Below are 26,819 nucleotides of genomic sequence, written 5' to 3'. Positions count from 1 at the left end.
CCCCGGGCGACCGGCCGAGCGCCCCGGACGGGCGGCTGAGCCCGGACGACCCGGCAATCCTGAACGCACCGGCGATCCCGGATGGCCGGTGGAACGCTTCGGCGGCCCCGAGCGATCGGCGGAACCCGGGCGGCCCGAGCGCAACCCCGAACGATCGGCGGACTCTGGCCGACCCGTCGAGCGCAACCCCGAACGATCGGCAGAGTCTGGCCGAGCCGTTGAGCGATCGGCAGAACCCGGCCGACCGGGTGAGCCCGGGCGGCCGGTCGAGCGCAATCCCGCGCGATCGGCGGAGTCTGGCCAAGCCGTTGAGCGATCAGGCAATCCCGGACGCACCAGCGAACCGGGACGGCGAGCCGAACGGCCCGGCGAACCCCGGCGTCCGCGTGCCGCCGCGCCACGGCCCGCCCAACCTGGCGCCGCGCGCTCCGCGCAATCGGGCACCCCGCGCTCCGCCGATTCCCGCAGCGGCGCCCAGTCCGGCGAACTGCGCCTGCCCCGCCGCCCCGGCGACACCCCGCCGCCCGGCACCCGCCGCCGTCCCCCGGCCCGGCCGCCGCAGTCCGAAAAGGACAGTCTGGATCCCGTTCCGGCCAAGGAAACCCCGCCGCCCGCCGGGCACGGCCACGGTCATGGGCACGGCCACGGCCCGGCCGCCCCGGCGTCGCAGCGGGTCCGCAAACTTCTGATCTGGCTTCTCGCCCCGCTGGCGCTGGCGACCGTCGTCGGCATGATCGTCCTGTACCCGTGGGGCAGTTCGCTGCCGAAGAGCGCGGTGCCGCAAGGCACGCCGGTCCAGGCGGCGATCACGACCGCGACGTCCGGCCCGTGCCTGCAGCCCGGCCAGGTCCAGGTCGGCTCGCAGCCGGACCCGGACACGAAACCGTGCCTCACCGTCGACCTGCAGATGTCCGACGGCCCGGCAGCGGGGAAACCGGTGCGGCTGACCGTCCCGATCGAGCCGAGCACGCCGCGGTTCTCCGCGGGCGACAAGGTCGTGCTCGCCTACAACGGCGGCAATCCGCTCGATCCGCAGTCGTTCACGCTCGTCGATTTCCAGCGCGGCACGCCGCTGGTCCTGCTCGCCGCGCTGTTCGCGGTCGCCGTGCTCGTGCTCGGCCGCTGGCAGGGGCTGGCCGCGCTGGTCGCGCTGGTGCTGAGCTTCGTCGTGATCGTGCTGTTCGTGCTGCCCTCGATCCTCGCCGGGGAGAACCCGCTGGTGGTGGCGATCGCCGGGGCGGGCGCGATCATGTTCCTCGCGCTGTACCTGACGCACGGCCTGTCCGCGAGAACCTCGGTCGCCGTGCTGGGCACCTTGGTCAGCCTCGCGCTGATCGGGATCCTGTCGGCGATCTTCTCCGCCGCCGCGTCGCTCACCGGCCTCGACGACAGCACCACGACGCTGATCGCCTCGCTCGGCCACGGCATCGACGCGCGGGGCCTGCTGCTGGCCGGGATCGTGATCGGCGCGCTGGGCGTGCTCGACGACGTGACGATCACCCAGACCAGCGCGGTCTGGGAACTGCGCCGCGCGAACCCTTCGCTCAGCTGGCGCGAGCTGTACAGCTCGGGCCTGCGGATCGGCCGCGACCACGTCGGCTCCGCGGTGAACACGCTGGTGATGGCCTACGCCGGGGCCGCGCTGCCGGTGATGCTGTACTCCGCGATCTCCGGCGTCGGCCTCGGTGCGCTGCTCGGCAGCGAGGACATCGCCGCGGAGATCATCCGGACGCTGGCCGGTTCGGTCGGCATCGTCGCGGCCGTGCCGGTGACGACGGTCCTGGCTGCCTTGATCGCCGCCCGCGAGCCGGTGGAGCACCTCATCAGCACCACCAGACCCGCTGAATCACACTAGCCACACGAGGACTGACCCGGCCGGGCGCGGGCGTCGCGGATGAGGTACGAAGACCGCGACCCCGCACCCGAGGAGGGGCTGTGTTCTCAGCCGTCCTGGCCGGACCCCGAGTCACCGTGCACCTGATCCGCCGCCTGTTCGCGTCGGTGCTGGAAGCGACCGAAACAGTCCCGCGGATCGCCACCGCACTCGACGAGGTCCGCGCGACCCTGCGCCACCTCGAACGGCTGCTCTCCTACGTCGCCGAAGAACTCCCCGAGCTGACCGACCAGCTGGACCGCATCCGCGCCCGCGTCGACGACCTGCAGGATCGCGATAAAACCGATCCCGCACGCGACGGCGGAGCCGGCGCCATCAAACACAGCTGGTGAGATCCACTCCCAACTCAACCCCGGCCAGCTCAACCCCAGCCAACTCAACCCAACGTCGCGACAAAGCGGCTAACCGCCTCCATGGGAAACCGCTGCAAGTACTTCCCCGAAGGAGCCGCCGAAGCCAGCCGGTACAACGGTCGTTCCGCCACCGCGTCCCCGCGAGCCTCCGCCCGCAGCTCCGCCACCAGCAGTTCCGAAAACACCAGCCCGTTCGCCTCGGTGTTGTTCAGCACCGCGTCCGCGAGCCGACGCAGTTGCAGCGCCCCCAGTTCCCGTCCGCCAGTTCCGGAAAACACCGCCAGGTCGAGCTTCACCGCGCGCCGCCGGTGGCCCGCGTTCACCAGCAGCGCCACGGTCCGGGTGCCGCGCACGTCGCTGATCACCACGTCCAGCCTGGGTGCGGAAAGCAGGTCCACCCGCCGGATGCCCCACGTGCGCACCACCAGCGTCGTGCCTTCCAGCCAGATCCGGCGGCGATACGCGTAGAGGACCACGTAAATCAGCGGCAGCGCGACGACCGCCGCCACGATCAGCCCGGCCAGCTGCCCGCCGATCAGCCCGGCGATCCCGCCGAACGCCGCGGCCAGGATCAGCACGCCGAAGACGCCGGACCACGCGCGGCGGCGGCGCAGCTTCGGCTCGTCGGCGAACAGCGGCAGGCGTTCCGCCGGCTTCTCGGTCACTGCGCCGCTCCCGGCACGAAGGGGTTGACGGCGCGCTCGCGGCCGATGGTCGTGGCCGGTCCGTGGCCGGGCAGCACGACGGTGTCGTCGGCGAGCGTGAGCAGAGTGCGCAACGAATTCTCCAGGTCGGCGCCGGATCCGCCGGTGCGCCCGACCGATCCGGCGAAAAGCGTGTCCCCCGTGAACACCAGCCTGCCACCCTCGCCGGTCTCGACGGTGAACGCCACCGAACCCGGCGTGTGCCCGGGAAGCGGGAGCACGCCGAGCGTCAGCCCGGCCGTCTCGATCTCTCCCGGCGCGAGCGGTTCGAAGGGCCCGTCGTACCAGTCGGCGTCGCCCGGATGGAGCCGGACCGGTGCGGCAAAAGCGCGCGAAAGCTCGGCGGCCGCGCCGACGTGGTCCGGATGGCCGTGCGTGGCGAGCAGCGCGACCGGCGTCAGGTCGTGCTCCGCCAGCGCTTCGGCCAGCGGCCCGGCGGCCCCCTCGCCCGGGTCGACGACGAGGCACGGACCCCCGGCGGCGGGGGCCAGCAGATAGCAATTCGAGCGCAGCGGACCCGCGGCGAACCCGGCGACGAGCACCGAACCCTCCTCCCCGGAAGCGGCCTTGATCACGACCCGGTGAAGACTAGCCGCCCCTGTACGGAGTCCTAACAGGCTGTGCCCATACACTGCCGCTACCTCAGACGTGTGACTTCGAGCGGAAACTGGAGGGCGGGTGGCGACCAACCAGCAGCGCCGAGAAGCCGCAAAGCGCAAACTCGAGCGGCAGCTCGTGCGCCGGGCGGAACAGGCGAAGCGACGCAAGATCGTGGGCGCTGGAGTGGTCGGCGGTGTGGTCCTCATCGTCGCCGGTCTCGTGGTGTGGATCGTGAACAGCGGGGGCAGCGGCGACCAGCAGGCCGCCGCGCCGCCGTCGAGTTCCGCGCCGCCGGTCCCGAGCGTCACGAACATCCCCACCGAGCGCACCGCGCTCCCCAAGCGCCCCAAGGCGCTGCCGAACCCGACGACGTGCTCGTACCCGGCCGACCCGAGTGGCAAGCCGCCGTCGGGCAAGAAGGCGACCGCGCCGGACGGCAAGAGCGTGTCCTCGTCCGGGACCGTGAACATCACGATGAAGACCACCCAGGGCGACATCCCGATGACGCTCGACCGCTCGCTCGCGCCGTGCACCGTGCAGGCGTTCGAGGCCCTCGCGAAGCAGGGCTTCTACACCGACACGATCTGTCACCGGCTCGGCGTCACCGACCTGCAGATGCTGCAGTGCGGCGACCCGGACGCGAAGGGCGACGTGACGACCGACGGCCGCGGCGGCCCGGGATTCACCGTGCCGGACGAGTTCATCGACACCGCCAAGTACGGCCGCGGCATCCTCGCGATGGCCAACACCGGCCAGCCGAACAGCGGCGGCAGCCAGTTCTTCATGGTCTACGGCAACGCGCCGCTGCAGCCGCAGTACACGATCTTCGGCAGCATCTCCGACGAGGGCCTGAAGGTGCTCGACAAGATCGCGAAGAACGGCATCGGCGCGATCGGCCAGGACGGATCGACCGGCGAGCCCAAGCAGCAGGTCAAGTTCACCGCGGTCACGGTTTCCTGACGTGACCGGCCGGGTCGAGATCGGCGGCGCCGTTCCTGGCGCCGCCGATCTCGCCGCCGCAGCGACCAGCTACGGCCATTTCACCGCGATGCAGGTCCGCGACGGGCGCGTGCGCGGTCTCCGCTTCCACCTCGACCGGCTCGCGGCGAACACCCGCGAGGTGTTCGGCAGCGAACTGGACACCGATCTGGTCCGCCGCTACGTCCGGCGGCTCGTCGCCGGTCAGGGCGATTTGTCGGTGCGGGTGATCATTTTCTCGCGCTCGTCTCCGCACGACCCCGCGATGACGCCCGAAATCCTCGTGCACACCGCGCCGCCGCGCTCGCACGTCGCCACGCCGATGCGGCTGCGATCCGTTTCCTACCAACGGGATCTGCCGCACGTGAAGCATCTCGGCGGCTTCGGCCTCACGCACCATTCGCGCGCGGCCGTCCTCGCCGGTTACGACGACGCGGTGTTCCTCGCCGACGACGGCCGGATCAGCGAGGCGACGATCTGGAACGTCGGCTTCCTGCGCGACGGGACGATCGTGTGGCCGGAAGCCCAGGTGCTGCCGGGAATCACGTACCTGGTGCTGGAGGACCGGCTGCGCGCGGCCGGGGTGCCGCAGGAGACGCGGCCGGTCTACCCGGCGGAACTCCCGGAGTTCGACGCGATGTTCCTGACCAACTCGGCGACGATCGGCCGCCCGGTCGCCTCGGTCGACGACGTGCCGCTGCGCACCTCGCCCGCGGCGACGGAACTCCTGACCACGGCTTACGAAGCCGCACCCTGGGACGAAATCTAGCCCAGCCTCACGGCCTCCGATGCTCCACCCAGACATTCGGCTCGACATACACCGCCGAATCCTGCGCCACCGACACCAGCACCGGACTCAACGCACCTTCCACAACCACCGGACCATCCGTGTCGAACGGCAGCCCGGTCCACTCCCGCCACTGCGCGAGCGTGCCGGGGATGGTCATCGACACCGGGCAGACCTTCACGATCCGCCCGCCCGCGCGCACGTGCACCCGCAGCCACGCGTCGTAGGGCAGGCCGTCGTCGCGCACCCGGTAGGCGTACTCGCTCATCGGGGTCTCGGGTTCGTCCGCCTTCTGCGACGGCCGCACCGGGGCGTAGAGCACGTCGTGTCCGAGGCGGAAAGCGTTGTCCCGCAACGCGTTCACCATCACCGAGGCGAGCCCGGTACCCTGCCGTTCCTTGCGGACGACGATCTCCAGCGCGGTCGCCGCAGTGCGTTCGCGGCCGGCCAGCCGGTCGGCGTGCTGCCAGCGGATCACCTCGTCCCACCCGCCGTCGGGCAGCGTCTCGCGCCCGGGGCCGCCGAACGCGAACGGTGTCGAGTAGGCCTTGGCGACCGGTTCGTCGCCGTCGGTCGCGAGCAGCACGTAGTCGGCGACCGGGTCGAGTTCGCCGTAATACAGGTGCCCGGTCGGGTTGTGCTGCATGAACACCGGCCACGACCGGTCGAAGTCGGCATGGTCGGTCGCCCGGAAGATCTCCGGGTTCTGACTGCGGTGATGGATGGTCAGCGCCACAAGCTTCAGTCTCGCTGAGCCGTCAACGGGTTATTCGTGCCGGTCAGCGGTAGGTGAACTTCGGCGCGCGCCGGTTCAGGAACGCGTCCACGCCCTCCGCGTAGTCCTCCCCGTGCAGCGCGGCGAGCCGGATCTCCTCGACCTCGTCGTCGGTCTTCTCCTGCCCCGCGACGATCTTCTCGATGATCCGGTTCATCCCGCGGACCGAGGCCTGCGACCGCCCGCACAGGGTCTCGGTGAACCGGGCCATCGCGGAGTCCAGGTCGGCGGCCGGGAAAACGTCGTTGACCAGCCCGATCTCGCGAGCCCGGGTCGCGTCGACCAGTTCGCCGGACAGCAGGAAGTACTTGGCGTTCGCCGGACCGACCAGCGACACCAGCTGCCGCGTCGAGGCGAAGTGGTAGACGATGCCGAGTTTGGCCGGGGTGATGCCGAAGCGCGCGTCGTCCGCGGCGAACCGGAAATCGCAGGCGACCGAGATCTGGCAGCCGCCGCCGATGCAGTTGCCCTGGACCATCGCGACGGTCGGCTTCCGCATCGCGGTCAGCGCCGCCACCGCGCTGTCCACGGCCTCGTCGTACTTCGCGGCGACCTCGGCGGTCGAGCGCAGCTCGCGGAACTCGCCGATGTCCGCACCCGCGGAGAAATGCCGTCCGGCCCCGGTCAGCACGAGCACCTTCAGCTCGGGATCGGCCTCGACCTCGGCCGCCACGCCCGGGATCGCCGCCCACATGCCGCGAGTGATCGCGTTCATCTTCTCCGGGCGGGAGAACGTCAGCCGGGCCACGGCGCCGTCGCGGGTGAACTCGAGTCCGTCCGTCATGCCCAGCACCCTAATGCGCCCGCACCACCGTCCCGCTGTGGGACAGGTCACCGGGGCTAACCGGACAGCCGAGCGGTCAGCTCGCCCCGGCTGCGCACGCCGACCTTGCCGAACACCGACTTCAGGTGGTCCTGCACGGTGTTCGCCGAGATCCCCAGCCGGGCCGCGATGTCCGAAGTGGACAGTCCAGACAGGACTTCCCGGCACACGTCGCGTTCGCGCGCGGTCAGCCGGTACGCCGCGAGCAGCACGTCCAGCAGCTCTCCGCCGGAAGCGCGGCGGATCGTCACGACGAGGTCGCGTGCGTCGTCGTCGGCGACCAACCTGCTGGCCTGCAACACAATCCAGCCGCCGTGCGCGTCGCGGACCCGGGCCCGGAACGTCCCGCTCGCCGCCGCCTGCGCCCCGGTCGCGACCGCGCGCAGCAGCACCGCGAACCGGCCGTCGGCGATCGAGTCCAATTCGGACTCCCACGCGCCGACCCCCTCGGTCGCGCCGCGACGGCGACCGTCCGGTCCGACCACGACGATCGCCGGTTCCGCCGCCGGAGCCGCCCCTCGCGCCAGCGCGGCCACCCGGGTGGCCGCCGCCAATGTCGGTCCGATCGACAGCAGGAATTCCACCTCGCGGTCGCTGAACTCGCCGCGGCGCACCAGACCCGCCGCGGCCCAGCAGACGCCGTCCGCGCGAAACCCGACGCGCAGTTCGCTCTCCAGCCCGAGCGGCCGCCACACCTGCGTCCACCGGCCGCTGCGCTCGCGTTCGCGGCGCGGCAGGTCGGACAGCCGCGCCACCGGCACGGAACGGCGGGCGAGCTGCGCGAAGGCGTGCGGTTCCGCGCCGTCGTACTCGTACGTCGCCAGCAGCGGTTCGTACTCCCCCGGGATCCGCGCCCGGCCGCTGGTCATCGAGCTGATCACGGCGGTGTCCGGGTCCAGCGACGCCCAGCAGGTCAGTTCGGCGGGCACGATCCGCTCGACCAGTTCGATGGCCGCGCTGTGCAGCTCGGCGACCCCGCGACCGGCCGCGGCGAGAGCCGCCAGCTCCCGCCGCACGCTCCGCGCCCGGCCTTCCCACACCCGACGAAGTATGCGCGCGCTCCTCCCGCGCGGGTATCCCTGAATTCCGGGATGGTCCCGCTCCCCCGGCGTTTCTACCTTCGGCGGCATGACTCTCAGCGCAGCGGGCGAAGGCCCGGAACTGGACACGCAAGACTCGACCGCGACGGTGAAAGCGTCCGCCGCGGACACCGGCGGCTACGAACTGTTCGAGATCGACGCCCCGCGCGGCCCCGCCGTCCCGCCGCACGCCGACCCGTGGACGAAGGGCTTCTACGTCCTGACCGGCCGGATCACCGTCTGCCTCGACGGCGAACTCCACGACCTGGGCCCGGGTTCGTTCGTGCACATCCCGGCAGGCACCCCGAACACCTTCACGGTGCACACGCCGCACGCGAAGTTCCTCGTGCTCACCCCGGACGACGCGATGGGCCGGTTCTTCCGCGAAATCGACGCCACCGTCCCGTCCGGCGCCCCGTGGCCCGACGCGGTGCCGCTGCTCGGTGCCATCGCCGCGCGGCACGGGGTCGCCTTCACGGAGCAGGCGCCGTGAACGCCGCGGTGCAGGTGTTCGCCGGGATCGCCGTTCTGGTGCACCTGCTGGCCTTCGCGTGGGAAGTCCTGCTGTTCGAACGCCCGGGCGTGCACGCGGGCATTTTCCGGATCCCTGCGGAAAACCTCCCCGCCACGCGGCTCTGGTCGTTCAACGTCGGCTGGTACAACCTGTTCCTCGCCGCCGGACCGGCCACCGGACTGGTGCTGCTGCACACCGGAGATCCCGCGGGCGGACGCGTGCTCCTGCTCTACAGCTGCGCCTTCATGACGCTCGCCGGGATCGCACTGGGCGTGTCCGACCTGCTCGCACTGAGCCGCCCACGCGGTGCGGGACGCGCCGGAGCACTCGCCCAGGCACTGCCACCGCTGGCCGCGCTCGTCGCCACGGCGTTCTGACCTACGAGGCCGAGGTCACCCGGTACACGTCGTACACACCCTCGACCCCGCGCACGACCTTCAGCACGTGTCCGAGGTGCTTCGGATCGCCCATCTCGAACGAGAACCGGCTCACCGCCACGCGGTCCCGCGAGGTCGTCACCGACGCCGACAGGATGTTCACCTTCTCGTCCGCCAGCACCTTCGTGACGTCCGACAGCAGCCGGTGCCGGTCGAGGGCCTCGACCTGGATCGCCACCAGGAACACCGAGGACGACGACGGCGCCCACTCCACCTCGACCAAGCGCTCGGGCTGAGTCCGCAGGTCGTCGGCGTTCGTGCAGTCGGTCCGGTGCACGCTCACGCCGCCGCCGCGCGTCACGAAGCCGAGGATCTCGTCGCCCGGCACCGGCGTGCAGCAACGCGCCAGCTTCGCCCAGACGTCGCTCGCGCCCTTCACGATGACGCCGACGTCGTTCGAACCGCGGCGGCGCGTGACCGTGGACGGCGTGGCCCGTTCGGCCAGCTCCTCCTCGGCCTCCTCGACCCCGCCGATCAGCGCGACCAGCCGCTGCACCACGTGCTTCGCGCTCGTGTGGCCCTCGCCGACGGCCGCGTACAGCGACGAAATGTCGCCGTGCCGCAGCTCGGTGGCGACCGAGCCCATCGACTCCGCCGACACGAGCCGCTGGATCGGCAGCCCGACCTTGCGGATCTCCTTGGTGATCGCTTCCTTGCCCGCGTCGATCGCCTCGTCGCGGCGCTCCTTCGCGAACCATTGCCGGATCTTCGCGCGCGCCTTCGGCGAACCGGCGAACTGCAGCCAGTCGCGGCTCGGCCCGGCGCTCTCCGCCTTGGACGTGAAGATCTCGACGACCTCGCCGTTCTCGAGCTTCCGCTCGAGCGCGACCAGCCTGCCGTTCACGCGCGCGCCGATGCAGCGGTGGCCGACCTCGGTGTGCACCGCGTACGCGAAGTCCACCGGCGTCGAATCCGCCGGCAGCGTGATGACGTCGCCCTTCGGCGTGAACACGAAGATCTCGCGCGCGGCCAGTTCGTAGCGCAGCGATTCGAGGAAGTCGCCCGGGTCCGCGGCCTCGCGCTGCCAGTCGAGCAGCTGCCGCATCCACGCGATCTCGTCCAGCTCCATCGCGTTGTTGCTGGCGTGCGTGCCCTTGGTTTCCTTGTACCGCCAGTGCGCGGCGATGCCGTACTCGGCGGTGCGGTGCATGTCGTAGGTGCGGATCTGCACCTCGAGCGGTTTGCCGTCCGGGCCGATCACCGTCGTGTGCAGCGACTGGTAGACGCCGAACCGCGGCTGTGCGATGTAGTCCTTGAACCGTCCGGGGACCGGCTGCCACAGCGCGTGCACCACGCCCATCGCGGCGTAGCAGTCGCGCACGTCCTCGACCAGGATCCGCACGCCGACCAGGTCGTGGATGTCGTCGAGGTCGCGGCCGCGGACGATCATCTTCTGGTGGATCGAGTAGTAGTGCTTCGGCCGTCCCTCGACCTTCGCGGTGATCCGCGACGACACCAGGTTGTTCGTGAGGTCCGCGATCACCTTGCGCAGATAGGTGTCGCGCGAGGGCGCGCGGTCGGCGACCAGCCGGACGATCTCGTCGTACTTCTTCGGCTGCAGGATCGCGAACGCGAGGTCTTCCAGCTCCCACTTCACCGTGGCCATGCCGAGCCGGTGCGCCAGCGGGGCGAGCACTTCGAGCGTTTCGCGCGCCTTGCGGGCCTGCTTCTCCGGCGGCAGGAAGCGCATCGTGCGCATGTTGTGCAGCCGGTCGGCGAGTTTGATGACCAGGACGCGCGGGTCCTTCGCCATCGCGATCACCATTTTGCGGATCGTTTCCGCTTCGGCCGAGGTGCCGAGTTTGACCTTGTCCAGCTTCGTGACGCCGTCGACCAGCTCGCCGACCTTGTCGCCGAAATCGGCCTTGAGCTGTTCCAGGGAGTAGCCGGTGTCTTCCACGGTGTCGTGCAGAAGGGCCGCGACGAGCGTGGTGGTGTCCATGCCCAGTTCGGCGAGGATGGTGGCTACCGCGAGGGGGTGGGTGATGTACGGGTCGCCGGATTTGCGGCGTTGTTCGCGGTGGAGCTCTTCGGCTACGTCGTAGGCGCGCTGGAGCTGGCCCAGGTCGGAGTTCGGGTGGAGTTCGCGGTGGATGACCGCCAGGGGCTCGAGGACCTGTTTGACCGGGGCGGCTCGTTGGGCGGTGATCCGCCTGGCCAGGCGGGCGCGGACGCGGCGGGTCGCGGAGGGGTTGGGCGCCGCTCCGTTGGGCCGCCCGGTGTCCGCGGCGGTGGCGCCGTTCCTGGCGGGAGTCGCACCGCCTTTGGCGGGGACGTTGGCGTCGAGCTCTTGGCTCACCCGCACCTCCAGCTGCTTCGTGCGGCCTCGAACCTTCAGGGTAACCGGTTGGTCTTTTGGTCGGGGTGGTGACGGGGTGTTGGGGTGAGTTGTTCGGCTCGTCGCCTGGCGGCGACATCGGCTTNTCGGCTCGTCGCCTGGCGGCGACATCGGCTTTTGGTTGCGTGGGGCACCCCGAAGCTTGATTGTGCTGACGGTTCGGGGGTGCTTGTCAAGGCGGGAAAGATGCCTTGACAAGCACCCCCGAACCGCAGATGAGCTTCGTATCGGGGTGCGCGGGAGGGGCTGGGCGCCTCGCTCGTTGGGTGCACCGGTGCGGTTGGGATGGGGTCGGGGCTAGCGCCCCAATGCGGCGTTCGGTGCGTGGGATGCACCCAATGCCGCATTGGGGCGGCATCCCCGGCAGTGAGGTGGGGCGGGCCGTGAAGGGGTCCTTGAGGGAATCCAAGTCCGTGAAGGGGTCCCTCACGGCCGGGCGGAGGGGCGTGAGGGGAACCCTCAGGGAATCAGAGTCAATGAGGGTGGCCCTCACGGACAAGTCCGCGGGGGGCTAGACGGTGCGGAGGGTGTGCACTGTGCGGCCGTCCAGGGCGGCGCGGCCGTTGAGTGCTGCCAGTTCCAGTACTACTGAAATGCCGGTGAGCGTTGCGCCTGCGTCTTCCAGGAGTTTCGCCGTTGCTGCCACGGTGCCGCCGGTGGCCAGGACGTCGTCCATGACTGCGATGCGTTGGCCTGGTTTCACGACGTTGGCGGGGAGTTCGACGCTGGCGGTGCCGTACTCCAGGGAGTAGTCCACTCGGCCTGCTACCGACGGGAGTTTGCCAGGTTTCCGCACCAGCACCACGCCCATGCCGCGGGAGTAGCCGACTGCCGCGGCCAAGAGGAAGCCGCGGGCCTCGACTCCGGCCACCAGGTCGGTGGCCGGGTCGAGGGTGTCCGCCAGTGCGTCGGCGACAGCGGCGAAGCCGGGGCCGTCGGCGAACAGCGGGCTGAGATCGCGGAACAGGACGCCTGGTTCCGGGAAGTCCGGGACTTCGGCGATCAGGTCCAGTGCCTCGTCGAGCTTCATCGGGGTCAGCGCTTCTTCTTCCCCGACGGACGCTGCTTCGGGTGCCGCGCCGGGACGCCGGCCGCGGCGGCCATGGCCTTTTCCTTGCGGAGTTCGGCGGCCAGCTGGTCCTCGTCGGCCGAGTCGAAGTCGTCGTCGGCGGCTTCGCGCTTGGCGGCCTTCGCCCGGCGGGCGGCGACGCGCTCGGCTTGCTGGCGGTACTGCGGGTCGCGCATCTTGAAGTCGACCAGCAGCGGCGTCGCCAGCGCGACCGACGACAGGACGCCCACCAAGGTACCGGTGAGCTGCACCAGCGCCAGGTCCTGCAGCGTGCCCGAGCCGAGCAGGATGTAGCCGACGATCAGCAGGCCCAGGATCGGCAGCAGGGCGATGAACGCGGTGTTGAACGACCGCATCAGGGTCTGGTTCAGCGCCAGGTTCGCCGCCTCCGCGTACGTGCGCCGCGACAGGCCGAGCAGGCCGCGGGTGTTCTCCCGGACCTTGTCGAACACCACCACGGTGTCGTACAGCGAGAACCCGAGGATCGTCAGCAGGCCGATCACCGTCGCGGGCGTGACCTCGAAGCCCACCAGCGAGTACACGCCCGCGGTGACCACGATGTCGTGCAGCAGCGAGATGAGCGCCGCGAACGCCATCCTGGTGTCGAAGTAGATCGCCAGGAAGATCACGACGGCGACCAGGAACACGGCGAGCGCGATCAGGGCCTGGCGCGAGATCTCGTCGCCCCACGACGCGCTCACCGCGCTGTCGCTGATCGCCTGCTCGCTCGACTTGCCGTTGCTGCCGATCGGGCCGAGGTCCTCGAAGATCTGCTTCTTGACCTTCGCGACCTGGTCCGCGGTCAGCGTCTCGGAGCGGGTCTGGATGGTCGACGCGTTGCCGGTGCCGACCGTCTGGGTCTCCGCCGGCGCCTCGCCCAGCGCGGTGTTGAACGACTTGATCACCTGGTCCTGGGTGATCTGGCCGTGCGAACCGTGCGCGGGCAGCTGGATCTGCGTGCCGCCCTCGAACTCGATGCCGACGTTGAAGCCGCGGAAGATCATCGAGCCGATGCACACCAGGAGCAGCAGCGCGAAGAACATGTACCAGCGCTTGCGCGAGCCGACGATGTCGACCGCGCCGGTGCCGACGTAGAGCCGGTGGAAGAAGCTTTCCTTCTTGGCGGGCTTGGCCGCCGTGCTGCCCTGGCCGGTCGGGCCGTCGGGGCTGTCCGAGGTGACGCCCGCGGTTTCGTCGCTCACGTCAGGCCTCCTTCACGTTCGCGCGGCGGCCGGGAGCGGGGCGCGTGGACTTGCGCTGCGCGCCGAGCTTCTGGACGGCGCCGAGGCCGAGATTCCGGGGGTTGGACAGGAACTTCGACTTCGAGGTCGACACCATCGCCACGAGCGGATGCGTGACCAGGTAGACGACCACCAGGTCGAGCACCGTCGACATGCCGAGGGTGAACGCGAAGCCCTGCACGTCGCCGACCGCGATGATGTACAGGATCGCGGCGGCGAGGAAGCTGACCGCGTCCGAGGCCAGGATCGTGCGCCGCGCCCTCGCCCAGCCGCGCGGCACCGCGGACCGGAACGTCCGGCCCTCCCGGATCTCGTCTTTCAGGCGTTCGAAGTAGATGACGAACGAGTCCGCCGTGATGCCGATCGCGATGATCAGGCCGGCGACGCCCGCGAGGTCGAGCGTGTACCCGATCCACCGCCCGAGCAGCACCAGCACCGCGTAGACGAGCAGGCCGGACAGCACCAGCGACCAGATCGTGAGGATGCCGAGCAGCCGGTAGTAGAACAGGCAGTAGACGAACACGACCGCGAGGCCGATGGCGCCGGCGATCAGGCCCGCCTGCAGCGAGGCGTAGCCCAGCGTCGCGGACACCGTGGTGGCGTCGGACGAGTCGAACGACAGCGGCAGCGAACCGTACTTGAGGATGTCCGCCAGGTTCTTCGCGTCGGTCTGGGTGAACTTGCCGGTGATCTGCGTGTTGCCGCCGAGGATGGCGTTCTGCACGGTCGGCGCGGACACCACGTCCGTGTCGAGCACGAACGCCGCCTGCTTGCCGATGTTGGCCGACGTGAAGTCGCCCCAGGTCTTGCCGCCCGCGCTCTTGAAGCTCAGGTCGACGATCCACTGGCCGCGCTGCTGGTCGTAGCCGGAGTTGGCGTTGGCGATCTCGGTGCCGGGGATGATCTCCGGGCCGAGCACGTACTTGGTGGCGTCCTTGTCCCCGCAGGTGACCAGCGGCTGGTTCGGCAGGTCGTTGCCCTCCAGCGGGTCCGCGGCGTTCGGCGCGCAGGTGAGCGCGGCGAGCGCCTTCTGCTGCGCGGCCTGCGCGGCGGCGGCCTCCTGCTGGTTCTTCGGGTCCTTCGGCATCAGGGCGGGAGCCTGGCGCACGGCGCGGGCCTGCTCGATCGGGTTCTTGCCCGCGTCCTGGCCGCCTGCTCCCGAGGCCGGGGCCGACGGCGTCGTGCTCGGCGGCTGCTGCGCCGGGGCGCCTTCCGCTCCCCCGCCGCCGGCGGGCTTGCTCGGCGCGGTCGCCGGGGCGCTCGGGGCGCCGGAGGCGGGAGCCGAGGGCGGCGCGGCCGGGGTGTTCGGGACCGAGGTGATCACCTCGCGGATCCCGAGCTTGGCGGTCCGGCCCAGGTTCTTCGCCTCGTCGCCCTGCTCGCCCGGCACGGTGATCACGATGTTGTTGCCGTCGAGCACCACCTCGGTGCCGCCGACGCCGATCCCGTTGACGCGGGTCTCGATGATCTGGCGCGCCTGGTTCAGCGAGTCGCGGGTGGGCTGGCCGCCGTCGGGCGTGCGCGCGGTGAGCGTGACCCGGGTGCCGCCCTGGAGGTCGATGCCGAGTTTCGGCGTCGCTTTGCCGCTGCCGGTGAAGAACACCAAGGCGTACAGCACGACCACGATCAGGGCGAAGAAGGCGAGATAGCGTCCCGGGCGGAGATGCCCGGCCGATGGTGCCACTGTGCTTCGGTCTCCTCGAACTGGCACGGACTGGATGGACCCCAAGTGGTTCGGGTGCGCGAGCCGGAAGGGGGTCCCCCGGACGCGGCTGGGCGTGAACTATGACGGCGGACACGCACGCAGCACCGAGACAGTACTCGGTGCTGCGTGAGCCCGGCGTTCGCCCGTACCGACTTTCGTAGGCTGTGGGCGGATCACTGCCCGGTGAAGCCCGGGGGCTACTTCTTCCCGTGCTCGAGCGGGGGCGCCACCTGCGCACCGGAGGTCTGCTTCTCCTCGGCGGAGATCGACTCCTGGGCCGGGGCCTCCGAAGACGACGCGGCAGGCGCGGCCGACTCGATGCCCGCGGTCTCGGTCTCGGCCGAGTCCTCGTTCTCCTCGGTCTCGACGACCGGCTCGACCTTCTCGCGCACCGCGAGCCGCAGCCAGGTGGTGACGACGCCCGGCGCGATCTCGATGTCGATCGTGGTTTCGCTGCTCGTGTCGGCGACCGTGCCGTACAGGCCCGACGTGGTCATCACGCGGTCGCCCGGGGCGATGCTGTTCTGCATCTCCTGCTGAGCCGCCTGCTGCTTCTTCTGCTTGCGGGTGCCCATGACGAGCGGCACGGCCACCACGAGCAGCAGCAGCAACGGCAGCAGTAACTGGTTCATGACTCTCCTCGACGGACGCCTTTCTCGGCTGCCCGCGTCCGGTTTCGACGGATGTGCTGTGTTCGAGTGTGCCAGGTACCGGCGGAAACGCCACCACCCGGGCCGCTGTCCGCCCTTGTCAGGCCTGGTCGAACAGCGTCGGACCGCCCGCCTCGGGACGTCCCGCTTCCGGCGGCGGCACGAGCCCGAGGTGGTGCCACGCGGCCGCGGTCGCGACCCGGCCGCGCGGAGTGCGGGCGAGCATACCGGCCCGGACCAGGTAAGGCTCGCACACCTCCTCGACGGTGCCGGCCTCCTCGCCGACGGCGACCGCGAGCGTCGAAATGCCCACCGGCCCCCCGCCGAACGAGCGGGTCAGCGCGCCGAGCACGGCCCGGTCCAGCCGGTCCAGGCCCAGCTCGTCGACGTCGTAGACCTTCAGCGCGGCCTGCGCGACCTCGAGGGTCACCTTGCCGTCGGCGCGCACCTCGGCGTAGTCGCGGACCCGGCGCAGCAGCCGGTTGGCGATCCGGGGCGTGCCTCGCGAACGGCCGGCGATCTCGGCGCAGCCGTCGCTGTCGATCTCGATGCCGAGGATCTTCGCGGCGCGGCGGACGACCAGTTCCAGCTCGGCCGCGGAGTAGAACTCCATCTGGCCGGTGAAGCCGAACCGGTCGCGCAGCGGCCCGGTCAGCGATCCGGACCGGGTGGTGGCCCCGACCAGCGTGAACGGCGCGATCTCCAGCGGGATGCTGGTCGCCCCGGGTCCCTTGCCGACGACGACGTCGACCCGGAAGTCCTCCATCGCGAGGTACAGCATCTCCTCGGCGGGCCGGGCGATGCGGTGGATCTCGTCGATGAACAGGACGTCGCCGGGCGCGAGGTTGGACAGCATCGCGGCCAGGTCGCCCGCGCGTTCCAGGGCGGGCCCGGAGGTGATCCGGATGGCCGCGCCCAGTTCGGCGGCGACGATCATCGCCATGCTCGTCTTGCCGAGGCCGGGCGGACCGGACAGCAGCACGTGGTCGGGCGGGACGTCGCGCCGCCGGGCGCTCTCCAGCACCAGTTCCAGCTGCTCGCGGACGCGTTCCTGGCCGACGAACTCGTCCAGTTTGCGCGGCCGGAGCGAGGTTTCCAGGTCGCGTTCGCCGGTCTGGGCGAGCGCGGACAGGGTTTCGTCGTCCGCCTCGTACCCGCCGGTGTCGAACTCGGTGATTTCGCGGTTCATCGGCGGCTACCGCTTGCGGCCCAGCGCGGCCAGCGCCGCGCGCAGCACCGACGACGTGGTGTGCCCGTCGCCCTCGGACAGCACCTTGTCCACCGCCTGCTCGGCTTGTTTGGCCGGGAACCCGAGCCCGGCCAGTGCCTCGACCACCTCGCCGCGCAGCGCGCCGGGCGCGGTCACCACCGGGGCGTCGGCGGCGCCGCCGAGCGCGGTGACCTTGTCCCGCAGTTCGAGGCTGAGCCGTTCGGCCCCCTTGCGGCCGATGCCGGGGACCTGGGTGAGCACGGTGATGTTGCCTTCGACGAGCGCCGCGCGCAGCTTGTCCGGCTCCAGCACGGCCAGCGTCGCCAGCGCGAGCCGCGGCCCGATCCCGGACACCGTCTGGAGCAGGCCGAACAGCTCGCGCGCGTCCTCCTCGGCGAACCCGAAGAGGGTCAGCGAGTCCTCGCGCACGACCAGCGCGGTGTGCAGCCGCGTCTGCTCGCCGCGGCGCAGCGTGGCCAGCGTCGCCGGGGTGGCCTGCACGGCGAGGCCGACGCCGCCGACCTCGACCACCACGTGGTCGAGCCCGACGGACAGCACTTCGCCGCGTACCGAGGAGATCATCGTCGTGCTCCTGTTTCGTTCCGCTTCGTGGTGGTTCCGGCCGCCTTGGCCGCGGCCGCGAGCCGGGCCTTGTGCGCGCGGACCAGCTCGGCCGCGCGGGTCTCGGCCTCGGCGAGCCGGACCCGCATCGGCTCGCGCCAGAGGTGACAGATGGCGAGCGCGAGCGCGTCGGCCGCGTCCGCGGGCTGCGGTTTGACCTCGAGCCCGAGCAGCCGCATCACCATGGTGGTGACCTGTGCTTTGTCCGCGCGGCCGGACCCGGTGACGGCCGCCTTGACCTCGCTCGGCGTGTGGAAGACGACCGGCAGCCCGCGCCGCGCCGCCGACAGCGCCACGACCCCGCCCGCCTGCGCGGTGCCCATCGCGGTGCGGACGTTGTGCTGCGCGAACACCCGCTCGACGGCGACCGCTTCGGGCCGGTACTTGTCGAGCCAGCGCTCCACCTCGTCGGCCACGCCGAGCAGCCGCTGCGCGAGATCCTGGTCGGCGGGCGTGCGCACGACCCCGACCGCGACCGGGCGCACCGAACGGCCCTTGCCGCCGTCGACCACGCCGAGGCCGCACCTGGTCAGACCGGGGTCGACCCCGAGCACCCGCACCGTTTCTCCTTCGCCCGCGCGAACATTAGTTCGAGATGCAGGCTAACGGTCGCCGAGCGCGGCCCGGCGGACGGACACGCGAAAACGGCGGCCGAGGTGGACGCCGGATCCGCTCCGCGAGCACGATGGGGACATGCCGGGACCGGAGGACTACGTCAAGCACCTGGGGCTGGAACCGTTGCCGGTGGAGGGCGGCCGGTTCGCGGAGAGCTGGCGCGCCCCCGAAGGTTCGGCGATCTACTACCTGCTCACCGCGCCCGAGATCTCCGCGCCGCACCGGCTCGACCGGGTCGAGGTGTTCGTGCACCACGCCGGTTCGCCCGCGCGGATGCTCCTGCTCCATCCCGACGGCGAGGTGACGCGCCCGGTGCTGGGCAGCGACGTGGCCGCCGGGGAGCGCCCGCAGGTGGTGGTGCCCGCGGGGACGTGGCAGGCCACGGTGTCGCTGGGCGCGTGGAGCCTGCTGGGCACCGTGGTGGTGCCGCCTTACACCGACGACTGCGTGGAGTTCGCGGATCCGGCGACGCTGGCCGAGCGCTTTCCGGACGCCGCCGACGACCTAGCCGCGCTGGGCTAGCCGGGAGCCGCGGTCAGGGGCCGTCGACGCCGGGCGTCCAGCTCTCCGGGTCGCCGCTCTCGGTGAGCACCGGCTGCCATTCGGCGAAGCCCTCGGGCGCGTCGGCGTGCCACGGGAAGTGCCCGTCCGGCGTCGCGACGATCATCTGCAGCGCCGGGAAGTCGCCGTCCGGGTAGACGAGGAACGCGGACCCGAAGTACTCCGGGTAGTGGCCTTTCGCGACGCGCTCGAAGATCACCGGCGCGCCCTCGAAGAAATCGTCGTAGCGTTTGCCGACCTCGAAGATCTCGCCGTTGGCGGAGCGGTCGACGTACGCGTCGAGCAGCACCGGGGCCATGTGGTCGGGCAGTCCGATCACGACGGCTTCGGGCACGTTGTGCAACGCCCACGCGCACGCGGTGAAGCAGTAGCCGGCCCCTTGGTCGTCGGCGGGCACGGCGATGACCGCGTTGCCCCGTTCCCTTGCCTGGGTCTCGATCCAGGCGATGAGGCTCTGCTCTTGCTCGGTGAGGGCGGAGGTCGTCACGGCGGACATTCTGCCCCACCCGCGCGCCCGAGCCCAGTCCCCGCGCCGGTCATTTTCCGCCTGCGCCAAGGATTTTCGCGGTTTCCGTTGCGCGGCAAGGGAAACCTTGCACGAAAACGGCCGCGCCCCCGGAGTGCCGGGAGCGCGGCCGTGTCGCGTGCGATTGGATCAGTCCACCTCGGCCATGACCTCGTCGGACACGTGGAATCCGGCACAGTGCGTAGACGTTGCCCGTCCCACCGCCGAGATCAGTCCACCTCGGCCATGACCTCGTCGGACACGTCGAAGTTGGCATAGACGTTCTGCACGTCGTCGCAGTCCTCGAGCGCGTCGATCAGCTTGAAGACCTTCTTCGCGCCGTCGACGTCGAGCGGCACGCTCACCGACGGCAGGAAGGTCAGCTCGGCCGATTCGTACTCGAACCCGGCTTCCTGCAGCGCCTTGCGGACCGGGACGAGGTCGGTGCCCTCGGAGACGATCTCGAAGCTCTCGTCGAGGTCGTTGACCTCCTCGGCGCCCGCGTCGAGGACCGCCATGAGGACGTCGTCCTCGGTCGCGTCCGCCTTGGGCATGATCACGACGCCCTTGCGGTTGAACATGTAGGCGACCGAACCCGGGTCGGCGAGCGAGCCGTTGTTGCGCGTGAGCGCGGTACGGACCTCCATCGCGGCGCGGTTCTTGTTGTCGGTGAGGCACTCGATCAGCACCGCCACGCCGTTCGGGCCGTAGCCCTCGTACGTGATGTTCTGCCAGTCGGCGCCGCCCGCCTCCTCGCCGGCGCCGCGCTTGCGCGCGCGCTCGATGTTGTCCTGCGGGACGGAGTTCTTCTTCGCCTTCTGGATGGCGTCGTACAGCGTGGGGTTGCCGTCCGGGTCCCCTCCCCCGGTCCCGGTGCGGGCGGCGACCTCGATGTTCTTGATCAGCCGCGCGAAGAGCTTGCCCCGCTTGGCGTCGAGGTTCGCCTTCTTGTGCTTCGTCGTGGCCCACTTGGAGTGGCCGCTCATCTTTCCTCCATCTGTTCCCGCGGCCGCGTGCCTCCCGGCGCGGCCGCCGCAATCCTTGCTCAGGCTTTCCGCACGAGCTCGACGAACAGCCGGTGCACGCGCTCGTCCCGGGTGATCTCCGGGTGGAACGCCGTGGCCACCACCGCCCCCTGCCGGACGGCGACGATCCTATCCGCCCTCGGCCCGTCCGGCGGGTCCTCCGGGTCCGGCACGGTGGCCAGCACCTCGACCCCGGCTCCCGCCTTCTCGACCCACGGGGCCCGGATGAACACCGCGTGCAGCGGCCCGCCGGGCAGCCCGGCGAACGGGAGGTCGGCCTCGAAGGAGTCGACCTGCCTGCCGAACGCGTTGCGGCGCACGACGACGTCGAGCCCGCCGAGCTGCTGCTGGTCCGGGCGCCCGTCGAGCACCTGGCGGGCCAGCAGGATCATCCCGGCGCACGAGCCGAACGCGGGCAGGCCGCCGGCGATCCGCTCGCGCAGCGGTTCGAGCAGCTCGAAGGTCTCGAGCAGCCGCGACATCGTGGTGGACTCCCCGCCCGGCAGCACCAGGCCGTCCACTCGGGACAGCTCGGACGGGCGGCGCACCGGAACCGCGCGCGCCCCCGCGCTCTCCAGCATCGCGACGTGCTCGCGCACGGCGCCTTGCAGGGCGAGCACGCCGACCGCCGGCCGTGCTCCCGTAGCTGTCGCCACCCGACCTCCCGTGAGACGTTCGCATCAGCTTAGGGGGGCCGCCCGGAACGCAACCGGGCAGGTCAGGCGGGCAGCACCGGGGCCGCCGCCCACTCGCGGAGCGCTCCGGCGGCCGGTCCCGGGCCGACGTGAAGTGGACTGCTGAAATCTGTCGCCAGTGGCCACCTCGAAGGTGGTCTCCCCTGACATCGAGGCAGCCCTTCTCCTGCGGGCCGGCCTCGTCTCCCATGGTAGGCCGTTCCGGAAGCCCCAGGTCAACGCTTCCCGGCGGAAAAGTGACCGAGCCCAAGTGGATCTTTCGGCGCGGAAAGTGGCCTTCCGAGATAGCCGCGCAATGGCCTGCCTCAGCGGTCCACCGTCGTCTTACGCTGGAGGAGAAGACCCATTCAGCTCCCCCGAGAAAGGCCCGCAAGGTGTCGCAGCAGCAGAACGCCGAACCCCAGACCGTCACCGGCACCGCGAAGGTCAAGCGCGGCATGGCGGAGATGCTCAAGGGCGGCGTGATCATGGACGTCGTGACCGCCGACCAGGCCAAGATCGCCGAGGACGCGGGCGCGGTCGCCGTCATGGCGCTGGAGCGCGTCCCCGCGGACATCCGCGCCCAGGGCGGCGTCGCCCGGATGAGCGACCCGGACCTCATCGACGGCATCATCGAAGCGGTGTCGATCCCGGTCATGGCGAAGGCGCGGATCGGGCACTTCGTCGAGGCGCAGGTGCTGCAGTCGCTCGGCGTCGACTACATCGACGAGTCCGAGGTGCTCACCCCCGCCGACTACGCGAACCACATCGACAAGTGGGCGTTCACCGTGCCCTTCGTCTGCGGCGCGACCAACCTCGGCGAAGCGCTCCGCCGCATCACCGAGGGCGCGGCGATGATCCGCTCGAAGGGCGAGGCCGGCACCGGCGACGTCTCGAACGCGACCACGCACATGCGCAAGATCCGCGGCGAGATCCGCCGCCTGCAGTCCCTGCCCGAGGACGAGCTGTTCGTCGCGGCCAAGGAACTGCAGGCGCCGTACGAGCTGGTCCGCGAGGTGGCTGAGGCGGGCAAGCTCCCGGTCGTGCTGTTCACCGCGGGCGGCATCGCCACCCCGGCCGACGCCGCGATGATGATGCAGCTCGGCGCGGAGGGCGTGTTCGTGGGTTCGGGCATCTTCAAGTCCGGCAACCCGGCGCAGCGCGCGGAAGCGATCGTGAAGGCCACGACGTTCCACGACGACCCGGACGTGCTGGCGAAGGTTTCGCGCGGGCTCGGCGAAGCCATGGTCGGCATTAACGTCGAGGACGTGCCGGAGCCGCACCGCCTCGCCGAGCGCGGCTGGTGACGTAGCCGCTCCACCTGAACTGACTGCGCGAGCGGTGAGGGACACCCGTCCTTCACCGCTCGCGCTTTTTACGTTCTGCACCTGTTATGGCCGAACCAGGCAGCGCTCGTAGCCGCGTTGCCGCTCCGCGACGTTCGGACGCTCACAACAGCCCATCCGTGATGATTGAAGATGATGCAAATCGCTCACTTCAAGCAGAAACGATCGTCTACACTGAGGGCCGCGCTCAGTTCACGGACCGAAGGGCCTTCATGTCAGAGCCGTCCTCCCCCGAGTCGTTCTCGACCGAGTCCTCCGAGTCCGATGCGCTTTCCGCGCCGGGTTCCTTTGTTGCCGCCGAACTGGCCTCCCAGCCGCAGATGTGGCGCGCCGCCGCGGACTGCGCCGGGCCGGCCGCCGGAGTGCTGCCGCGGCCTGGCGAGCGGGTGGCCGTCGTCGGGTGCGGCACCAGCTGGTTCGTCGCGATGAGCTACGCCGCCATGCGAGAGCAGCGGGGCCTCGGCGTCACCGACGCGTTCGCCGGGTCCGAGTACCCGGCCGGCCGCGAATACGACCGGGTGGTCGCGATCTCCCGGTCCGGCACCACCACCGAAATCATCGAACTGCTGTCCGCGCTGGCCGGTCAGCGCACCACGCTGATCACCGCGGTGGGCGACGGGCCCGCGGCCTCGGTCGCGGCGGAAGTGGTCGAGCTGCCGTTCGCCGACGAACGTTCGGTGGTGCAGACCCGCTTCGCCACGAGCACGCTCGCGCTGCTGCGCGCTGGCCTCGGCGACGACATCGACGAGCTGGCGCGGCAGGCTGAACGCGCGCTGCTGGAACCGGTCGACGATCTGCTCGACGCCGAACAGGTCACCTTCATCGGGCGCGGCGCCGCGGTCGGCATCAGTTGCGAGGCCGCGCTGAAGACCCGGGAAGCGGCGCAGTTCTGGGCCGAGGCCTATCCCGCGATGGACTACCGGCACGGCCCGATCGCCATCGCGCAGTCCGGCAGGCTCGTGTGGTCGTTCGGCGAAACCCCGGACGGGCTGGCCGACGAGATCGCCCGCACCGGGGCCCGGTTCGTGCACCACGATCTCGACCCGCTCGCCGGGCTGGTCGTGGCGCAACGGTTCGCGGTGGCGCTCGCGCGGCGGCGCGGGCTCGATCCCGATCGGCCGCGGTCGCTGACCCGTTCGGTCATCCTCGCCTGATGGCCGTCCTCGGCGTCGACGTCGGCGGCACGACCGTGAAGATGCGCGTGACCGACGGCCGCTCCGTGTCCGCAGAATGGCGCGAACCGACCCCGTTCGGCGACCCCGCGGCGCTCGCCGACCTGGTGGCCCGGGCCGCCGCGCGCTACCCGGTCGAGGCGGTGGGCCTGGTGGTCCCGGGGATCGTGGACGAGCGCGCCGGACGGTGCGTGAAGGCGGTCAACCTCGGCTGGGACGACGTTCCGGTCCACGACTTCGTCTCCGCTCGCCTCGACGTCCCGCTCGCGTTCGGGCAGGACGTCCGCGCGGGCGCGCTCGCCGAAGCCCGCACCGGAGCGGCGGCTGGCGACTCAGGCCCGGTGCTGTTCGCCCCGGTCGGCACCGGCTTCGCGACCGCGCTGGTGGTGCGCGGCGAGGTGCTCGACGCGGGCCCGTGGGCAGGCGAAGTCGGGCAGATCCGGCTGCCCGACGGCCGCCGCGTCGAGGAAGTCGCGTCGGCGTCAGGACTCGCACGCCGAGCCGGAGCCCCGGACGCGGCCGCTGTCGCCGCACGGGTTCGCGACGGAGACCCGGCGGCGGTCGAGGCGTGGGACGAGTGCGTCCGCGCGCTCGCGGAGCCGATCGCCTGGGCGACCGCCGTGGCCGGCTGCACCACCGTGGTCGTCGGCGGCGGCCTCGCCGAGGCGGGTGCCCTGCTGCTCGACCCGCTCGCCCGCGAGGTCGCGCATCGGCTCGGGGCGCTGCGTGCGCCTGCGATTGTCCAGGCGCAGCACGGGGATCGGGCTGCTGTGGTGGGCGCGACGTTGTTGGCGTTGCGATGATCGCCGTCGCCACGCCCAACGCTGCGGCCCGCCGCACCACCGGCAGCGGCCTCGCCGAAGCGGGCACCATCCTGCTCGACCCACTCACCCGCGAGATTGCGCATCGTCTCGGAGCCCGCGACTGTCCAAGCGCACCACGGCGATCGGGCGTGGTGGGCGCGACGCTGCTGGCGCTGCCATGATCGCCGTCGCCACACCCAACTCTGCGGCCCGCCGCACCACCGGCGGCGGACTCGCCGAAGAGGGCACCATCCTGCTCGACCCCCTCGCCCGCGAGATCGCGCATCGACTCGGGGCCCGCAATTGTCGAAGCGCACCAAGGGGATCGGGCCGCTATGGTGGGCGCGACGCTGTTGACGCTGCGATGATCGTCATCGCAACACCTAACTCTGCGGCCCGCTGTACCACTGCGGTCGCCGAGGCGGGCGCTCTGCTGCTCGACCCACTCGCCCGAGAAGTCGCGCATCGACTCGGGTCGCTGCGCGCGCCTGCGATTGCCCAAGCGCACCACGGGGATCGGGCCGCTGTGGTGGGTGCGACGTTGTTGGCACTGCCATGATCATCGTCGCCACGCCCAACCCCGCGGTCGACATCACCTACCGGGTCGGCGCCCACATCCTCGGCGGCACGAACCGGGTGCTCGACGTGCAGCGGCGCGCTGGCGGCAAAGGCGTGAATGTCGCCCATGTCCTTGCGGCACTGGACATTCCCGTGCACGCAGTGCTCCCGCTCGACGGCGACGCGGGACGCTGGCTCGGCTCGGCGCTGGCGGTTCCGTTCGACGCGATTGCGTGCGAAGCCGAGACCCGGTCGACGGTCACGGTCATCGGCGACGGACATCCCACGGTGTACGCCGAGCCGGGGCCTCAACTGTCCGCCGCCGAATGGGAACGGTTCGCGGCGTTACTCGCCACCCGGCTGCGGGACGCGGAGCTGCTCGTGATTTCCGGTTCCCTGCCCCGGAACGCCGCGCCGGAACTGGTCGGCGACTGGGTTCGGCTGGCCCGGGAAGCCGGGGTCCGGGCACTGGTCGATTCGTCCGGGCCCGCGTTGCTGGCCGCCGCGCGGGCCGGGGCCGATGTTAAGCCGAATCGAGAGGAACTCCTGTCCGCCACCGGTGCCGTCGATGAAGCCTCGGGTGCCGCGGAGTTGTCCAGGCTCGGGGCCGGGCTGGTTGTGGTGTCGCGCGGCGAGGACGGTATCGCCGCCTACACCAGGGCCAGGGTCGTCTCGGTTCCTGTCGTGCCCGGTGTGCGCGGCAATCCCACCGGCGCCGGGGACGCGGCGACTGCCGGACTGGCTGCGGCGCTCGTGCGCGGGCTGCCGTTGCACGAGGCGCTGCGCCATGCCGCCGCGGCCGGTGCGGCCGCGGTGTTGCGTCCGGTCGCCGGAGAGATCGACTTGTCCGCGTACCGCCGATTCCTGAACGGAGCGTCCGCATGATCACCCGTCCCGCCTTCGCCCGGTTACTCGCCTCGGCCCAGGACCGGGGCGGCGCGGTCGGCGCGTTCAACGTGATCCTGCTGGAGCACGCCGAGGCGATCGTCTCCGGAGCCGAACAGGCGCGGTTGCCGGTGATCCTGCAGATCAGCGAGAACTGCGTGACCTATCACGGCGGGCTGGCACCGATCACCGCGGCGTCGCTGGAGATCGCGCGCCGGGCGTCGGTGGAGGTGCTCGTGCATCTCGACCACATCGAGGACACCGGACTGGTCCGCGAAGGCATCGAACTGGGCGTGCACAGCGTGATGTACGACGGTTCGCGACTGTCCTATGCGGACAATGTGCGCAGCACCCGCGAGGTGGCGGACCTCTGCCACGCGGCGGGAGTCGCGGTGGAAGCCGAACTGGGCGAGGTCGGCGGCAAGGACGGCGTGCACGCGCCGGGTGCCCGCACCGATCCGGACGAGGCGGCGGAGTTCGTCGCCGCAACCGGGGTCGATGCGCTGGCCGTGGCGGTCGGCACGTCGCACGCGATGCTGTCGCGCACCGCCGCGGTCGACCGCGGGCTGGTGACGCGGCTGCGGGACGCCGTCCCGGTTCCCTTGGTGCTGCACGGATCCTCCGGGCTTTCCGACGACGAACTGCGCGGCGCGGTGGCTGCCGGGATGGCGAAAATCAACATCTCGACGCACCTCAACGGGCTGTTCACCGGCGCGGTCCGGCAGTTCCTGGACGAACAGCCCGAGGCAGTCGACCCGCGCAAGTACGTACGGCTCGGCCGTTCCGCGGTGGCGGCGGAGACGGCGCGGCTGCTCCGGTTGCTGGCCGGGTAAGGAAACCGGGAGGTTCGGGCCAGGCTGACGCGGTGCCGGAGAGCGGCACCGCGCGGATCTGCCT

General features: G+C 71.0%; 30 protein-coding genes. 14 read left to right on the top strand and 16 right to left on the bottom strand.

Annotation, left to right across the window (positions count from 1 at the left end; genetic code table 11):
* Positions 1-577 precede the first annotated feature (577 nt).
* The gene (locus EIZ45_RS42260) at positions 578-1,855 is read left to right on the top strand and encodes a YibE/F family protein (RefSeq protein ID WP_205669804.1); all 1,278 of its coding nucleotides are present in this window, start codon (positions 578-580) and stop codon (positions 1,853-1,855) included.
* Positions 1,856-1,935: 80 nt separating this feature from the next.
* Positions 1,936-2,226 carry a hypothetical protein gene (locus EIZ45_RS42255; protein WP_240690538.1) on the top strand — a complete coding sequence of 97 codons (291 nt, stop codon included), beginning with the start codon at positions 1,936-1,938 and terminating at the stop codon, positions 2,224-2,226.
* A gap of 44 nt (positions 2,227-2,270) precedes the next feature.
* On the opposite strand, the gene EIZ45_RS42250 is transcribed toward EIZ45_RS42255, so the two are convergent.
* Both EIZ45_RS42250 and EIZ45_RS42245 read right to left on the bottom strand, forming a co-directional pair.
* Entirely contained in the window at positions 2,271-2,912 is a 642-nt protein-coding gene (locus tag EIZ45_RS42250; protein ID WP_043830008.1) for a hypothetical protein, read from the bottom strand.
* On the bottom strand, positions 2,909-3,493 hold the full coding sequence (locus tag EIZ45_RS42245) for an MBL fold metallo-hydrolase (RefSeq protein WP_037811587.1): 585 nt from the start codon (positions 3,491-3,493) through the stop codon (positions 2,909-2,911). Before EIZ45_RS42245 ends, EIZ45_RS42250 begins: the two co-directional genes overlap by 4 nt.
* 136 nt (positions 3,494-3,629) lie before the next feature.
* Between EIZ45_RS42245 and EIZ45_RS42240 the strand changes: the two genes are divergently transcribed.
* Positions 3,630-4,511 carry a peptidylprolyl isomerase gene (locus tag EIZ45_RS42240; RefSeq protein ID WP_134661800.1) on the top strand — a complete coding sequence of 294 codons (882 nt, stop codon included), beginning with the start codon at positions 3,630-3,632 and terminating at the stop codon, positions 4,509-4,511.
* A 1-nt stretch (position 4,512) separates the two neighbouring features.
* Positions 4,513-5,298 carry an aminotransferase class IV gene (locus EIZ45_RS42235; protein ID WP_134661801.1) on the top strand — a complete coding sequence of 262 codons (786 nt, stop codon included), beginning with the start codon at positions 4,513-4,515 and terminating at the stop codon, positions 5,296-5,298.
* A gap of 7 nt (positions 5,299-5,305) precedes the next feature.
* Here the strand turns inward: EIZ45_RS42235 and EIZ45_RS42230 are convergent, their stop codons facing one another.
* From EIZ45_RS42230 to EIZ45_RS42220, 3 genes are read right to left on the bottom strand one after another with little or no spacing between them, the layout of a single operon-like run.
* Positions 5,306-6,052, bottom strand: coding sequence for an N-acetyltransferase (locus tag EIZ45_RS42230; RefSeq protein ID WP_205669784.1), 747 nt, complete (start codon positions 6,050-6,052; stop codon positions 5,306-5,308).
* A 43-nt stretch (positions 6,053-6,095) separates the two neighbouring features.
* Positions 6,096-6,875 (bottom strand): enoyl-CoA hydratase/isomerase family protein, encoded by a 780-nt coding sequence (locus tag EIZ45_RS42225; protein ID WP_167756705.1) that lies wholly within the window; start codon positions 6,873-6,875, stop codon positions 6,096-6,098.
* Between the two features lie 56 nt (positions 6,876-6,931).
* Complete coding sequence (locus EIZ45_RS42220) at positions 6,932-7,954, bottom strand: helix-turn-helix transcriptional regulator (protein ID WP_134661803.1); 1,023 nt, start codon at positions 7,952-7,954, stop codon at positions 6,932-6,934.
* A gap of 88 nt (positions 7,955-8,042) precedes the next feature.
* Here EIZ45_RS42220 and EIZ45_RS42215 point away from each other — a divergent pair, with 88 nt between their 5' ends.
* Entirely contained in the window at positions 8,043-8,486 is a 444-nt protein-coding gene (locus EIZ45_RS42215; RefSeq protein ID WP_134661804.1) for a cupin domain-containing protein, read from the top strand.
* Positions 8,483-8,884, top strand: coding sequence for a DUF1304 domain-containing protein (locus EIZ45_RS42210; protein WP_037811300.1), 402 nt, complete (start codon positions 8,483-8,485; stop codon positions 8,882-8,884). The genes EIZ45_RS42215 and EIZ45_RS42210 overlap by 4 nt, the downstream gene beginning before the upstream one ends.
* A gap of 1 nt (position 8,885) precedes the next feature.
* Here the strand turns inward: EIZ45_RS42210 and EIZ45_RS42205 are convergent, their stop codons facing one another.
* From EIZ45_RS42205 to ruvC, 8 genes are all read right to left on the bottom strand, one after another.
* On the bottom strand, positions 8,886-11,243 hold the full coding sequence (locus tag EIZ45_RS42205; protein ID WP_134661805.1) for a bifunctional (p)ppGpp synthetase/guanosine-3',5'-bis(diphosphate) 3'-pyrophosphohydrolase: 2,358 nt from the start codon (positions 11,241-11,243) through the stop codon (positions 8,886-8,888).
* Positions 11,244-11,793: 550 nt separating this feature from the next.
* Positions 11,794-12,312 (bottom strand): adenine phosphoribosyltransferase, encoded by a 519-nt coding sequence (locus tag EIZ45_RS42200; protein WP_134661806.1) that lies wholly within the window; start codon positions 12,310-12,312, stop codon positions 11,794-11,796.
* Positions 12,313-12,317: 5 nt separating this feature from the next.
* Positions 12,318-13,553, bottom strand: a complete 1,236-nt coding sequence (gene secF, locus EIZ45_RS42195; RefSeq protein ID WP_037811296.1) for a protein translocase subunit SecF — start codon at positions 13,551-13,553, stop codon at positions 12,318-12,320.
* 1 nt (position 13,554) lies between these two features.
* Positions 13,555-15,276, bottom strand: coding sequence for a protein translocase subunit SecD (secD, locus tag EIZ45_RS42190; RefSeq protein ID WP_037811294.1), 1,722 nt, complete (start codon positions 15,274-15,276; stop codon positions 13,555-13,557).
* 218 nt (positions 15,277-15,494) lie between these two features.
* Complete coding sequence (yajC, locus tag EIZ45_RS42185) at positions 15,495-15,929, bottom strand: preprotein translocase subunit YajC (RefSeq protein ID WP_167756704.1); 435 nt, start codon at positions 15,927-15,929, stop codon at positions 15,495-15,497.
* Between the two features lie 118 nt (positions 15,930-16,047).
* Entirely contained in the window at positions 16,048-17,136 is a 1,089-nt protein-coding gene (gene ruvB, locus EIZ45_RS42180; RefSeq protein WP_134661807.1) for a Holliday junction branch migration DNA helicase RuvB, read from the bottom strand.
* 6 nt (positions 17,137-17,142) lie between these two features.
* On the bottom strand, positions 17,143-17,739 hold the full coding sequence (gene ruvA / locus EIZ45_RS42175; RefSeq protein WP_037811291.1) for a Holliday junction branch migration protein RuvA: 597 nt from the start codon (positions 17,737-17,739) through the stop codon (positions 17,143-17,145).
* Positions 17,736-18,338 carry a crossover junction endodeoxyribonuclease RuvC gene (ruvC, locus tag EIZ45_RS42170; protein ID WP_134661808.1) on the bottom strand — a complete coding sequence of 201 codons (603 nt, stop codon included), beginning with the start codon at positions 18,336-18,338 and terminating at the stop codon, positions 17,736-17,738. The genes ruvA and ruvC overlap by 4 nt, the downstream gene beginning before the upstream one ends.
* A gap of 133 nt (positions 18,339-18,471) precedes the next feature.
* Between ruvC and EIZ45_RS42165 the strand changes: the two genes are divergently transcribed.
* Positions 18,472-18,915: a cupin domain-containing protein gene (locus EIZ45_RS42165; protein ID WP_134661809.1), complete on the top strand. Its 444-nt coding sequence runs from the start codon at positions 18,472-18,474 to the stop codon at positions 18,913-18,915.
* A 13-nt stretch (positions 18,916-18,928) separates the two neighbouring features.
* On the opposite strand, the gene EIZ45_RS42160 is transcribed toward EIZ45_RS42165, so the two are convergent.
* The 3 genes from EIZ45_RS42160 to pdxT form a co-directional block, all read right to left on the bottom strand.
* Entirely contained in the window at positions 18,929-19,450 is a 522-nt protein-coding gene (locus tag EIZ45_RS42160) for a DUF4262 domain-containing protein (RefSeq protein ID WP_037811286.1), read from the bottom strand.
* Between the two features lie 239 nt (positions 19,451-19,689).
* Positions 19,690-20,445 carry a YebC/PmpR family DNA-binding transcriptional regulator gene (locus tag EIZ45_RS42155; protein ID WP_037811285.1) on the bottom strand — a complete coding sequence of 252 codons (756 nt, stop codon included), beginning with the start codon at positions 20,443-20,445 and terminating at the stop codon, positions 19,690-19,692.
* Between the two features lie 59 nt (positions 20,446-20,504).
* Positions 20,505-21,140, bottom strand: coding sequence for a pyridoxal 5'-phosphate synthase glutaminase subunit PdxT (gene pdxT / locus EIZ45_RS42150; protein WP_134661810.1), 636 nt, complete (start codon positions 21,138-21,140; stop codon positions 20,505-20,507).
* Positions 21,141-21,553: 413 nt separating this feature from the next.
* On the opposite strand from pdxT, the gene pdxS reads away from it, so the two are divergent.
* From pdxS to EIZ45_RS42115, 7 genes are all read left to right on the top strand, one after another.
* Complete coding sequence (pdxS, locus tag EIZ45_RS42145; protein ID WP_037811282.1) at positions 21,554-22,465, top strand: pyridoxal 5'-phosphate synthase lyase subunit PdxS; 912 nt, start codon at positions 21,554-21,556, stop codon at positions 22,463-22,465.
* Between the two features lie 359 nt (positions 22,466-22,824).
* A complete protein-coding gene (locus tag EIZ45_RS42140) occupies positions 22,825-23,658 on the top strand; it encodes an SIS domain-containing protein (protein ID WP_134661865.1) in 834 nt (277 codons plus the stop codon).
* Positions 23,658-24,479, top strand: a complete 822-nt coding sequence (locus EIZ45_RS42135) for an ROK family protein (protein WP_134661811.1) — start codon at positions 23,658-23,660, stop codon at positions 24,477-24,479. Before EIZ45_RS42140 ends, EIZ45_RS42135 begins: the two co-directional genes overlap by 1 nt.
* On the top strand, positions 24,476-24,661 hold the full coding sequence (locus tag EIZ45_RS42130; RefSeq protein WP_037811278.1) for a hypothetical protein: 186 nt from the start codon (positions 24,476-24,478) through the stop codon (positions 24,659-24,661). Before EIZ45_RS42135 ends, EIZ45_RS42130 begins: the two co-directional genes overlap by 4 nt.
* Positions 24,658-25,038, top strand: coding sequence for a hypothetical protein (locus tag EIZ45_RS42125; protein ID WP_134661812.1), 381 nt, complete (start codon positions 24,658-24,660; stop codon positions 25,036-25,038). Before EIZ45_RS42130 ends, EIZ45_RS42125 begins: the two co-directional genes overlap by 4 nt.
* Positions 25,035-25,922, top strand: coding sequence for a 1-phosphofructokinase family hexose kinase (locus EIZ45_RS42120; protein ID WP_134661813.1), 888 nt, complete (start codon positions 25,035-25,037; stop codon positions 25,920-25,922). Before EIZ45_RS42125 ends, EIZ45_RS42120 begins: the two co-directional genes overlap by 4 nt.
* Positions 25,919-26,755: a class II fructose-bisphosphate aldolase gene (locus EIZ45_RS42115; RefSeq protein WP_134661814.1), complete on the top strand. Its 837-nt coding sequence runs from the start codon at positions 25,919-25,921 to the stop codon at positions 26,753-26,755. The genes EIZ45_RS42120 and EIZ45_RS42115 overlap by 4 nt, the downstream gene beginning before the upstream one ends.
* Positions 26,756-26,819 lie beyond the last annotated feature (64 nt).

The organism is Amycolatopsis sp. CFH S0740 (assembly GCF_004522315.1).
GTDB classification, from domain to species: domain Bacteria; phylum Actinomycetota; class Actinomycetes; order Mycobacteriales; family Pseudonocardiaceae; genus Amycolatopsis; species Amycolatopsis nivea.
This window is presented reverse-complemented; position numbering and strand designations above follow the sequence as displayed.